The organism is Alkaliflexus imshenetskii DSM 15055 (assembly GCF_000517065.1).
GTDB classification, from domain to species: Bacteria; Bacteroidota; Bacteroidia; order Bacteroidales; family Marinilabiliaceae; genus Alkaliflexus; species Alkaliflexus imshenetskii.
Genome location: NZ_KI912105.1, coordinates 3,311,725 through 3,324,015 on the forward strand (window position 1 = coordinate 3,311,725; position 12,291 = coordinate 3,324,015).

The following is a 12,291-nucleotide window of genomic DNA, read 5'->3' on the forward strand; positions in this document are numbered from 1 at the left end:
GAGCTATTTGGTTGTTCGTCCATCTCTGGTTTCATGGGCGATAGGGAATTTATTGGCGATGAATGGTTTGGGTATTTAATCCTTAATAAGGTGCCATTTTATATCAGGTTACGCGAAAACATGAAAGTCCGTGTGCCCGGCAAAGGCGAAAAAAAAGGTCTTCTGGCTATTCAACCATCTACGGGTTGGCGTACACATGCATTACAGCGGGTTGGCCCATTTGGGCGGAAACCTTGTCTATTTGTCAGCTATCAAAACCATTGATAAAGCCACAGGTAAAATTGAATTTGTTATCATTGCATCGTTCAACAAACAGGACCAAGCACTGATTAACTATAAGGAAAGATGGCAGATAGAAACCATGTTCCGGGCCATGAAAACAAGTGGTTTCAACATAGAAGACACACATCTCAACAAGCTTGAGCGCTTATCTACCTTGATATCCGTTGTTTCCATTGCATTTATTTGGGCTTACCTCGCTGGTATAGACAAACATGAAAAAATTGTCACAATTAAAGTCAAAAAACACGGAAGAAGAGCCTTCAGTTTCTTCAAGTATGGGTTAATTCGGATTGCTCATGCATTGTCGAACACACTGGATATAAGCGAATTTAACAAATGTGTCAAAGTTTTGTCATGTACTTAGATTGTGCCTATATTTTTGGCGTATTAATTGCTTTGGCAGGGTTGTATGTTTGGCTGTTTTACGATAAAAAGGTTGATGCTACTGTTTTTCTTACATTGGTTATCCTCGTAACTATTATGTCATTTGTTGCCGCTATTTCTGTGGGCCAATTTGAAAAATCAATCCTAAAACAAAATGATTATGATGACGATAGTGAGTTTGATTTGTAGATTATGCTGACTAAAGAGCTTTCTGTGTGACAATGACTATTGACAATGGCTGTTTAGCTGCAATTTATCTCCTTAATGGTAACGCTTAGCTATTCCCACCCAATTACATTGTAGCATTTATTGAAGTTGCGATGTCTGTTTAAACCCGGGCAAAATGTTAAATACACCCTGCTCTGATTCCCTTTTCGTGACTATTCTTTAATTACCTTTTTGAAGAAATCTAATATGTCATTTTTTATCGTTTCCGGATGCTCATGGCCTTTGCCTTCATAAGTTTTAAACAACGCATCAGTACAAATACCGGCGTATAATTTCTGGCTGTTCCCCCACCTTTCAGGCTGCATCTCTTCGCCTAATACAGCATATATTAGCTCCCTTTCATCATCGCTGTAAGCATCAAGGTAAGGTACCGCGTCATTGGTGTCTAGTGCCCCCATAAAGTAGAATTGGGGTATATTGCTAAAAATTTCCACCTGAAATGGATTGTCCGAAAATTCATCAAAATCACCAATGCCCACTGGATATTTTAATAAAAGCCCTTTTTGCTCAGAGTAAGGCAGCATTAACACGCCGTTTATTCCTCCCGCCGCAACAGCCAGAACCAATTGTGGGTGCAACAAAGCAAATCTGTTGACGAATGATCCCGATGCAGAAAAGCCGGTAAGAATATATTGATCACTGGTGTTAATTCCCATACGCTCTAACTTATTCTGCGCGTCTTTTGCCATTTGAATGAGCTGATGGTCAATCCGTTCTTCATCCGAATTCTGAATCGTCAATGCATCTCTATCAAGTGCGTGTGTGTAAACTTGCCAGTTGGACTCACTTCTTGGAAAAACAGGAACCAGAAGTGGATATTTCATGTTTCTTGCAACGAAGTTTCCGATGTAGAATTCTTTGGATGCGATACGTTTCGCTTTCTCTATATGAGGCGCCAAATCATCGTGTGCAAAGCCGCTATTGTTTGGCTCAATAATAAGATGTACCAAAGTGTCCTGTTTGGCACAGTTTTCGGGCACATATAAAAAATAGGGGAAGTTAAACCCCTTTTCAGGTGCCTGCTCTACAAAGTGAATGGCTCCTTTATCCCCCGAATTACAAGATGCCAATAGCAAGAATAATGTAAAAAATATAAACTTAGTGAATGCCATAATAAAGTAGGTTATATCTGTCACAATATGATTATGTAAGGACATTTATGAGCTGTTCTTTTCTTGCGCCATCTCATATTCTGATTGCTTTGAAACAAAGTAACTGTTTAAATTGACACCTGTCTCTCGCTGATTTTTCTCCAGTAGCGTGCATCGTCAATTGATTAGATTCACAAAATTAATTAATTCTTACGGTTATTCCCTATTATATGAGTTTGGCCGGTATTTTGATATATACCTGAAAACGATTACAACTTTAACTTACCTTCCCTATCCATCAAACAACTCAATTATTCTCAGCAAATCAAAAGGTTATGATCTATTAGAATGAAGACCGGTAATTGAGTCAAGATGCCAAAACGTTTTTAACCAGGGAAATTATGAGTGATAAAGACAATCTAACAAAGCTTTCACACAGCGGAATTGTAATCCGCTATGATGTTGATGGTTGCTATGGGTATGTGAAGGATTTTGTGTCAGGAAAATCCTACTTGTTCAGGCTCGCTCAGAAAACTAACTCTGCTGTGAATGAGCCAGATAATGGTCATCTGGTGCACATCCGAAAGGGAGATGTCATGAATTTTAATCTTGCTGCTTTGGGGGATGATTCGGACGAATTGACAGCGATTAATCTTGAATTCATTTGTAACCCCACCGTTGATGAAATTCACAATGACATATTATCCGGAAAACAGCGTTATGGCCGAATCGGGTTCTCGAATCAAAAGTACTACCTAACTGAGAACAAGAGTAATATTGTATTTCCTCTCAATATTTCATCGCAAGATGAGGCACATGTTGATTATGACTTTTTGTCAACCAATCCGGTTGTAGCCTTTCAGCTTAAATTTTTAAGTAATCCAACTGAAATTCTCGCCTCTCTGGTGTTAACCGGTGTAAAGGTATGAATTGACTAATTAGATTTTATACCGGAGTTTAAACTTTGACAATCCTGGCTTTTGCTAAAGTTCAATCTTCTCAATGTGCTCTCTGATAGTTACCAATAGCTTGTTTGGAGAGATTGGTTTAGTAACATAGTCATTACATCCCACTTCCATTGCTTTTTCTTTATCTCCGGAAAGCGCATAGGCTGTTAGCGCAATAATTGGGATTTCACGATTAAAACTCCTAATTCTTGAAGTTGCAACAAGGCCATCCATTACTGGCATTTTTAAGTCCATAAGAATAAGGTCAATATCGCTTCGGGACTGACATGTTTTTACGGCTTGTTCTCCGTTTTCAGCTCTCAGTGTCCTAAAGTGATTCATCTCCAGCAACTCTTTTGTCAGATAATAGTTTGCGTTATCATCTTCTGCAATCAGTACTAATTGCCCCTGTTCTGTTTGCGAAACTTCGTTATGTTGGTTCAACTTTAGGTTTAAATCTCTTTTTTGGGTATTAACCGGAATTGAGAAGCTAAAGGTGCTGCCCTCATCCTCTTTTGATTCAAGCCATATTCTTCCACCAAGCATCTCTGTATATGACTTTGCAATTGACAAACCCAATCCAAGTCCTTCATAAGAGGATGAGAGCGAATAGTCGCCCTGAACAAATCTGGAAAAAATGTGCTGATGCTTCTCTTTTGGGATACCTGGCCCGGTATCTTTGGTGAAAAAGACAATCTTATCAGGATTTAAATTATACCCAAATGTAACAGATCCGGAAACTGTAAATTTGATGGCATTTTTTATTAGGTTACTAATTATTGAGGCAAGTTTTGTTTCATCTGAATGAATCATCACTGAGTGTTCGTTTTCGGGAAGAGATAGAAAAAGTTCTAATCCTTTCTTTTCTGCTTCCGGCTTAAAGAACCTCAAATAGTAATTCATCAGGTTGTTTACATTTACAATACCAATATTGATATCCATAGCACCAGAATCAATCCTGGATATTTCTATTATGTCATTGATGGTATCCAGCATTCGTTGACTGCTTTCACGAAGTATCTTTATAAATTGCACCTTTTTTCCTTCTGATAAGGAGGTGTTAAGAAGCAATTCGGAGAATCCCATTATGCCATTTAATGGCGTTCTAATTTCATGGCTCATATTTGCCAGAAATGCCGATTTTAGTCTATCACTCTCTTCTGCTTTTTCTTTAGAGATTATTAAATCGTGAATTATCTTTTTGCGTTCTGTGATGTCTCGATATGCGTTGATTACTAGGATGGAGTCATCATCATTTCGAATAAATGTACTGTGAACTTCGCAGAAAATCGATTTCCCATCTTTACTGGTCATCTCAAGATCCGGCTCTAAAATGGATTCATTTTTTTGAATGATTCGCTCTATTTTTTCTCCGTAAACGGTGTAAGTATCTTCATTTTTATATAAGATTCGGATGTTACGGTTTTGAAGCTCTTCTAACTTCCAGCCAAACATGTTTTCAGCTGCTCTGTTTACATGAACGATTGTCCTGTTTGGCAAAGAAGTTACAACGATTGCATCGCCAATTGTATTTAGCAGAGTAGATTGAAATCGTTCATTTTCCAATGTCTTTAGTTCGGCTCTTTTTCTTACGGTAATATCCTGCACTATGCCAATGGTTCGAATTGGGTTACCGGCATTACTGAAGATTGTTTCTCCCTGCTCGTGAACGTATTTTATCCTGCCATCATGCATTAGCAGTCGATGGTCGATATGATAGGGGGATTTATTCTGCAATGACTCTTCAAATGCAGTTTTTACCAGCTCTCTATCCATAGGATGAACCAAGTCAAGAAACGACTGATAAGAGGCACTGAACTTGTGGCTGTCAATTTCAAATATATTGTACACTTCTTCTGTCCAACTCAACTGATTGGTGCTGAAATCCAATTCCCAACTGCCAATTTTAGCCGCTGTTTGCGCTCTTTTTAAGCTGGCTTCACTTATTATCAGCTGTCTTTGGTGATTTCTGATTTCAGATTCATCTCGAAAAGAAATGGCAATTCCTGTGATATCGCCGTTAACATCAAATATTGGAACCCGGGTGTCTTGTACCGGTAACTCTTTTCCCATTTTGGTTAACAGTAAAAGTGGATTTGATGAGACTATTTGGTGACTCGCATTCAGAACTGATTCCATCAGGCTTTCATCAGGCAAGCCAGTTTTTTCATCAATAACTCTGTATATTTCAGTGAATTTCATTCCTATGGCTTCATCGACGTCCCAACCACATAAATCTATAGCTCGTGGATTCATATACAGAATGATTCCTGATTTATCAATTGTTATTACACCATCCCCCAGACTATCCATTATGGCTTTGAAGTTGTTCTTGTATTTGTTTAGTTCTTTTTCGTTGATATATAGTGTTTTGTATATCTCAGCACGATTGCGCTTATACAAATATGTGATACTCACACCCACAAGACATATCAATAACAAGGTCACAGCAAAAATCATTACAGCCTTAAAAACCAGTCCTTCCAACAACTCACTTTTGTCTATCTCTGACACCAGAAACCATGGAGTGCCTGGCACTGAGCTTGTGTATGCAAAAACTTCCACGCCGCGATAATCGAGTCCTTCAATTATTCCTGTATGCCCAAGTGCAGCTGCGATTGAGGTTATTTTTGTGTTGTCAAGTGGTAGTTTATAATTTAATGTTGCATTTTCCAGATATTTCAACTCACTTAGATACTTCAGACTGTCATTTGATATTTTGAAAATATAGGACTCAGCTGTATTTGATGGAACCGGCCATGAGTCGATAAGTGGCTTTAGGAACAAACTAATATCCATCACACAAACCAATACAACGATGTCTTCTTGCTGATTTGATAGGAACACGGGTGAGACAAAATCAATGTTCGTAGACTTATCCTCGTGGCAAATGTATAACTCAGAAGTCAGACTCCTGTCTTCTTGAATGGCTGAACCTATAGCAGTAAGCTGCTCATTTGTCAGCGTTCTGGCTTTCCCATCTGAGGCGTATAAAAGTTCACCTTCTAATGTTGTAATTAGTACTTTGGCGTAATCGTGTTCATCTCTTAACTGTTCAAGATAACTTTCAAGATATTTCCTGTGCTCGTAACTATTACTATTTAAGCAGTTCTCTATTTTTTCTTTTAAAAATGGACTTTTGGCTAGTATGTAGGCATCGTATAGTTCATCTTGATACCAGTTGGAGATTTGTTGGATTTTTGAGTTTGCGATTGAAGTTAAAAGTTGTTCTTTTTGATGCCGCATTCTCTCCGCTTCGTGTTTATAAAGATAGTTGCCTGCAATTAGAAGCAATACGCTAATTAATAATATTAAATATATTATTTGTTTTGTGTTGGTCACGGCGGTTTTGTTTTTCATTGGTATCTTGATTTGAATTGTAGCAAGTTATCAGATAACCTAATATAAAACGTATCTTGGCCTTATATTGTTTCAAAACAGGTGATTTCTTATTCCAGAAATCCCATTATCATATCTGTTTTTTTGTTGAACTTAATTTTCACCATTGAATGGTAAATGGTGCTGTTTAAGTTAACTTCAGACTCAATAAACAACTTAACGAATACAGTGTCAACCTTCGTGAGCATTGTTAAAGGTACACGGGAGTAAAATCTGATGCGAAAACTGGAGAACGAAATTATGGGTTTTGTTTAGTGCAGCTTTTTCTTCAGCCTGCCTGCTAATTTGGAATCTGAGTTTTTGTTATGTTCTTCCAGCCAGTTTGTTGTGAATACGTCCAACTCTGATAGATCTGCCTCTTCTGTATTAAATGAACCAATGAGTTCTGCAAGTTTATACCTTAAAGTATCGTGTTCTTTTTTATGTTCGTGATATCCCTCCAAGTCAAATATCAACATGATGTTCTCTTCACTGGTAAAGTGGAAATCAATGCATTTGTAAAATTCACGCAGTAGCATCTCACGGATGTTGTTATTGAGTCCCGCACTTTCAGCATATTTTAATTTGGAGAGAACTTCATGTATGAGTTGATGTTCGTTTTCCAGATGCTGAATGGTGCTCCTAATTGCTTCGCCTTTTTCAAAAGTGTTCATGGATGTAGTTTAAAAACCAGAAGTTTCTGTGTGTAGATATACGTTATAAGCCATGAAAGAGATTGTTTTTTTAGGTTAATTTTAGTGAAATTTGGTTGTGTTTCTCTAAAAGCCGGATTCCATAATAAAAGAAACAGGTCAAAGTTTGCATCATTCTTTTGCAGAGATTAAATGACAATCAGAGAGGTGTTTGTGTGTTGCTGCGCTGCCTGATAAATAATTGTTTATCGGCGAATAATTTATGTCAGCCTGCTGACTTTTACTAAAGTTCGAACTTCTCAATGAACGCTCTGATACTTACCAATAGCATGTTTGCAAAGTTTGGTATACTTTTGCGAAAGCTCCCGAAGCTCACGCAATTGTATTATTGTTAAATGAATACTAATTTAACTGAAAATGAGTAGTATGATAGTTAATGTCGATACAGAGATAGAGTTAAATCAGCATATATTGAATAGTATGGTGCGTATGCGAGCGTAGTGGCAATTTGTAGGGAGTGGTTGTAAATCGTTAGTTTATGTGGTGAATAAGATTTTGTTTCATTCTTCAAATGACTAATTTGTGCATTGAACGGGGCTTAAAAACATACTGAGTAACTGTTTAAAATTAATCTTTAAAGCATGATATAGACGCTAAGACTTTTAGACAGATAAAGTAGTTGTGAAAGATGATTAGATTTTCTGTTTTATCTGGTCAATCAGTCTAAATATCTAATAAGCATTCTAAGCATATTTAATACAAATCTTAAACATTCTCTGAGATTATTCGCAATATTAAATATTTATTCAAATATGATGACAGGACCAGACCGAGATGTGAAATATCCACTCGAGAATTATGATCGACTATGTTTTTTGAAGAATGTTGTAAAAAATCCTAACATTATTGTTGGTGACTATACTTATTACGATGACTTTGAAAACGTTGAAAATTTCGAGAAAAATGTAAAGTATCACTTCGACTTTATTGGAGACAAATTAATAATTGGTAAATTTTGTATGATTGCTTCTGATGTGAAATTTATAATGAATGGAGCAAATCATTTGACAAACGCTTTGACTGCTTATCCATTTGCTATTTTTGGAAATGGATGGGAAATGGCAATGGCAGATAAAGCATACCCAGACAAAGGGGATATCATAATAGGCAATGACGTTTGGATTGGTTACAACGCCACCATACTGTCAGGCGTGACCATTGGTGATGGCGCCATTGTTGCTGCGAATGCAACTGTGGTTAAGGATGTTGAGCCTTACGCGATTGTGGGCGGAAACCCTGCAAAAGTAATTAGAATGCGATTCCCCGAAGAGAAAATTGCAAAGTTGTTGGAGCTGCAATGGTGGAATTGGGATATAGAGAAAATCACCAGAAACGTTCAGAAATTAACCGGTACCGAAATAGACGCATTGATAGAGTAGATAAACGAATGCATTTCCCCGTTTTTATTGGCAATAAACCTTGTAGTGGTTCAGTTTTTTTATTAATGTAGCTGAAAATTAGCTGAATGCATAGCGATTTTTAAAAGTTTTTTTACCTTTAGATTCATAATTTTGACAGAAATACTGCATGCTTTCTGTATATAACTAAAAAGCTGTTTTGGCGCATATTGCCACTTGTGGCAACCCCAACGGACATAATTGATACGATAACATCAATACATTATTGTATGATAAAGCAAATATTGGTATTGGTTTGTAGTTTCATGATTTTCTCATGCAACAAGAATGAACCCATTGATTACTTAACCAATGGCACATGGGTTCTTGACAATGGGGCAACGTCCGCAGTGAACGAATCTGTTCGATTCAAGGCAGACAATACCTATATTTTTGAGTCAGTATTGACGGTTCCATTATTTAACATACAGATACAGGGAACAATATCTGGTGAGTGGTCAAGTGACAAAAGCAAAATAACTTTTCTGAGTTCCTTTGTAAATTTGCCAAATGATGACAGTGCGCTTGATTTCTTGTCTACAAAAACAGGGATTTCAATTGGGGCAATGTACGGATACTTGCATAATGATACTGTTTTGATTGGAGACTTGGATTCTATTCATTTCGATAATATACGTCATTCTGAAATTTTTCCCGGAACAGATTCAGATCAATGGAATTGGACAATTATTAAACTGACCAAGGATTCATTGATAGTTGACTCAAAAGGCCATATTCTCAAATATTATAATAATTAGCTGCCTGTGGATTATTTGAGGTTATAAAACCTTTTTATTTAAAAGTTTTCTCGTGCATTTTATACCATCGCCGGCATCAGAGTGGAGATGAAGTTTCAGCACAGATGTGTGCCACCTTTTTCATTTCTACCTGAAAGCTTTATAACTTAAAAATCAGGGAATGTATGGTTCACTTCCAATGAATAAAGCGTCGGTGGTTTTAATCTCAATTTCACAATGATGTATCTGGGGGAAGCCCATCGTTGAATAAACATAAACTAAAATTTCAGTTATGGCATCTTTAAGAAAAACACAGAGAATCTTGAAAGGATTAAAGTTAATTGGGAATTTTGTGGAACGACCATTAAGAGTAGGCGATATTGTAATTAATGATGATGGGCAGCATTTGATTTGGGCCAATATTGAAGACGTCATCGATGGTTTTTCGTTAAAAGGCAAAATTGAGAAATCTAATAGAGCCGATTTGAAGTACACTTCCGAATCAGGTGTTGAAGTGAAATTTGGTAGCAAAACAGATACCGCTGTTGCAGAAGGCGAAGTGGAGATTAAATTCAACTCCAGAAACAGTGCCTTTGTTTCGTTAAAGCAAATTGAGCGATCTTCGGTTAAGTTGGGTCTGGTTGACAAGGAGCTGAAGAAATATTGGAAGGACCACGGATTTGACAAAGGTGCAAACATCAACAAATATCACTTTATTTCTGAAGTCATTACGGCGCAATCAGGGACTTTAATATTCAGTCAGGATAAGGCAAATCGAGTGGTTCTTAAAGGTAAGAGCGATGTTCCGCTCACCTCTATGGCAGTTATTGGGAACGGCAGTGTGGAGTTTGTTATCAACACCAAAGCGACTTTGGAAATTATCAGCGAAACACAGATTCAACCCCTGTATGCTGCGGTGCGTTATAGAAGAAATGGAAATTTTGAAGTGGTTTAACCAATCTGACTGGCTCTTTGCCATTGTTTTTAGCAGCTCTGATATTGCCAATGAAGCATATCGTATTTTGAAAATATAGAACTGGATATGAGTAAAACATTGATTTTAAAACTGCTAATCTCCATATCACTGCCATTGGGTGTGGGTGCCATCGCCGGAATGTTTACAGCTCAGGCGGTACCCGAATGGTTTGCATCCTTAAACAGACCGTGGTTTAGTCCGCCCAATTGGGTGTTTGGCCCTGTTTGGACTGCCTTGTACTTACTTATGGGCGTCTCATTTTTTCTGATTTGGAACCAAGGGGCAAGCCGAAATCGTCAACTGGCTGTTGTTGTATATTTCATTCAGTTGCTATTAAACTTTGCATGGAGCTTTATTTTCTTTTACTTCAAAATGATTGGCCTTGCTTTGGTCGAAATTTCATTGCTGTGGCTGAGTATTGTGGTAATGTTGCTTTTGTTTCACAGAGTTAAGCCAGCCGCTGCATACCTCAATCTGCCCTATTTTTTGTGGGTTACTTTTGCTACGTTTCTTACAGCAGGTTATTTTTTGCTAAACTGACTTCAATTTTCCATGCTTTAGCTAAAAAAACCAAGGGTTTCGTTCCATCTCTGTCAACTATTATTCATAAATTTGTTTATACAGTTTAGAAATATTATGTTGACGATGAAGATTTTTCCCGTTCATAGCATCGCAAATCTCGACGCATATACCATAGAGAACGAACCTATCTTGTCTGTGAACCTTATGGAAAGGGCCTCCAGACGCTTGTTCGACATCTTGAAGGTACGCTATGCCGGTCGACCTTTTATTGTGCTGGCCGGGCCTGGCAACAACGGGGGAGATGCTTTGGCTTTGTCGCGCATGTTGCTGCTCGAGGGTTTTGTTGTAACCACGGTTATGTTGCAATCTGAAGGGTTATCAAGCGATGCACAAATTAACCGGGATCGTCTTGGACATCTGTTACAATCTGTAATTGTAGAACTGGATAAGGGGGATGCTTTTCCTGTGGTGCCTGACAATTGTGTAATTCTCGACGGGCTTTTTGGAGCTGGACTTAACCGTCCGCTTGAGGGCAGAGCCAGAGAGTTGGTGCAATTTGTGAATGGATTAAACAAGGAGGTGATCGCCATTGATTTACCTTCCGGATTAATGGGTGAAGATAACAGCGTCAATGCGCGCGATGGCATTATTAAAGCCTCTGTTACTTATGCTTTTCAATTTCCCCGTCTGGCGTTTCTTTTTCCTGAAAACCATGCGTATGTTGGGCAATGGGAGGTTATTCCCATCGGAATTCATCCGTCCATTATAGAGGCTACTCAATCCAATTGGTATCTTACAACCATAGCCGACTGCAAAAAATTTCTTCCCAAAAGGCAGCGGTTCGATCACAAAGGGGTCAACGGCCATGCGCTGCTTATAGCGGGCAGTTATGGCAGAATGGGCGCCGCGGTTTTAGCATCGCGGGCTTGTATGAAAGCCGGTGCCGGACTTCTTACGGTTCAGATTCCACACGCCACCTGTAATGTGCTGCATACAGCTGTTCCTGAAGCCATGGTGAGCATCGACCGTTCTGATCTGATGTTCACTGAATTTCCTCCGCTTGAATCGTTTTCGGCAGTAGGGGTTGGGCCTGGCATAGGTGTGCGATCAAATTCATATAAGGCACTCTCTGAACTTCTTGATGTTATTGGTTCTAAACCATTGGTTTTGGATGCCGATGCACTGAATATTTTGGCGCAACATCCCGAATTGCTCAATAAACTGCCCGCGAATGCTGTGCTTACGCCGCATCCAAAGGAGTTTGAACGCCTTGCGGGTGCCTCTGACGATGATTACAGTCGTTTGCAAAAGGCTGTGTTATTCAGTCAGAAGTATAGTGTAATATTGGTCTTGAAAGGAGCTTATACTGTGATTGTTTCACCCGATGGCGTTTGCCGATTCAATTCAACCGGTAACCCCGGAATGGCAACTGCCGGTAGTGGCGACGCTCTCACTGGTATTATTCTGGCTTTTCTCGGACGTGGCATGGAACCAATTGAAGCTGCTGTGCTTGGCGTTTGTTTGCATGGCATGGCAGGAGACATTGCTCGTGAAGCGGAAGGCGAGGACGCTCTCACAACTTCAGACCTTATTCAGTCATTGGGTAAAGCGTTTTGGAGATTGCATTGATTTTGCT

General features: G+C 38.7%; 11 protein-coding genes and 1 pseudogene. 9 read left to right on the plus strand and 3 right to left on the minus strand.

Going from position 1 to position 12,291, the window contains the following annotated elements; all coding sequences use genetic code 11:
- The 3 genes and pseudogenes from ALKIM_RS20160 to ALKIM_RS0113925 all read left to right on the plus strand — a co-directional run.
- A pseudogene (locus tag ALKIM_RS20160) lies at positions 1–264 on the plus strand (hypothetical protein); the annotation flags it as partial.
- Positions 242–646 (plus strand): transposase, encoded by a 405-nt coding sequence (locus ALKIM_RS18650; RefSeq protein ID WP_218916711.1) that lies wholly within the window; start codon positions 242–244, stop codon positions 644–646. The pseudogene ALKIM_RS20160 and the gene ALKIM_RS18650, both read left to right, overlap by 23 nt.
- The gene (locus ALKIM_RS0113925; RefSeq protein ID WP_026475177.1) at positions 637–855 is read left to right on the plus strand and encodes a hypothetical protein; all 219 of its coding nucleotides are present in this window, start codon (positions 637–639) and stop codon (positions 853–855) included. Before ALKIM_RS18650 ends, ALKIM_RS0113925 begins: the two co-directional genes overlap by 10 nt.
- Before the next feature lie 191 nt (positions 856–1,046).
- Here ALKIM_RS0113925 and ALKIM_RS0113930 read toward each other — a convergent pair whose 3' ends face one another.
- Entirely contained in the window at positions 1,047–2,006 is a 960-nt protein-coding gene (locus ALKIM_RS0113930; RefSeq protein ID WP_026475178.1) for a hypothetical protein, read from the minus strand.
- Between the two features lie 380 nt (positions 2,007–2,386).
- Here ALKIM_RS0113930 and ALKIM_RS0113935 point away from each other — a divergent pair, with 380 nt between their 5' ends.
- Positions 2,387–2,914, plus strand: a complete 528-nt coding sequence (locus tag ALKIM_RS0113935; RefSeq protein WP_026475179.1) for a hypothetical protein — start codon at positions 2,387–2,389, stop codon at positions 2,912–2,914.
- 54 nt (positions 2,915–2,968) lie between these two features.
- Here the strand turns inward: ALKIM_RS0113935 and ALKIM_RS19395 are convergent, their stop codons facing one another.
- Both ALKIM_RS19395 and ALKIM_RS18660 read right to left on the minus strand, forming a co-directional pair.
- The gene (locus ALKIM_RS19395; RefSeq protein WP_052345574.1) at positions 2,969–6,292 is read right to left on the minus strand and encodes a PAS domain-containing hybrid sensor histidine kinase/response regulator; all 3,324 of its coding nucleotides are present in this window, start codon (positions 6,290–6,292) and stop codon (positions 2,969–2,971) included.
- 290 nt (positions 6,293–6,582) lie between these two features.
- A complete protein-coding gene (locus tag ALKIM_RS18660) occupies positions 6,583–6,984 on the minus strand; it encodes a hemerythrin family protein (RefSeq protein ID WP_044117972.1) in 402 nt (133 codons plus the stop codon).
- A gap of 794 nt (positions 6,985–7,778) precedes the next feature.
- On the opposite strand from ALKIM_RS18660, the gene ALKIM_RS0113955 reads away from it, so the two are divergent.
- The 5 genes from ALKIM_RS0113955 (at position 7,779) to ALKIM_RS0113980 (ending at position 12,284) form a co-directional block, all read left to right on the plus strand.
- Entirely contained in the window at positions 7,779–8,402 is a 624-nt protein-coding gene (locus ALKIM_RS0113955) for a CatB-related O-acetyltransferase (RefSeq protein WP_026475180.1), read from the plus strand.
- 248 nt (positions 8,403–8,650) lie between these two features.
- Positions 8,651–9,178: a hypothetical protein gene (locus tag ALKIM_RS0113960; RefSeq protein WP_157363918.1), complete on the plus strand. Its 528-nt coding sequence runs from the start codon at positions 8,651–8,653 to the stop codon at positions 9,176–9,178.
- A 271-nt stretch (positions 9,179–9,449) separates the two neighbouring features.
- Positions 9,450–10,112, plus strand: coding sequence for a hypothetical protein (locus ALKIM_RS0113965; RefSeq protein ID WP_026475182.1), 663 nt, complete (start codon positions 9,450–9,452; stop codon positions 10,110–10,112).
- Between the two features lie 87 nt (positions 10,113–10,199).
- Positions 10,200–10,673: a TspO/MBR family protein gene (locus ALKIM_RS0113975; RefSeq protein WP_026475183.1), complete on the plus strand. Its 474-nt coding sequence runs from the start codon at positions 10,200–10,202 to the stop codon at positions 10,671–10,673.
- A gap of 105 nt (positions 10,674–10,778) precedes the next feature.
- The gene (locus tag ALKIM_RS0113980; RefSeq protein WP_026475184.1) at positions 10,779–12,284 is read left to right on the plus strand and encodes an NAD(P)H-hydrate dehydratase; all 1,506 of its coding nucleotides are present in this window, start codon (positions 10,779–10,781) and stop codon (positions 12,282–12,284) included.
- The last annotated feature ends 7 nt before the right edge of the window (positions 12,285–12,291 follow it).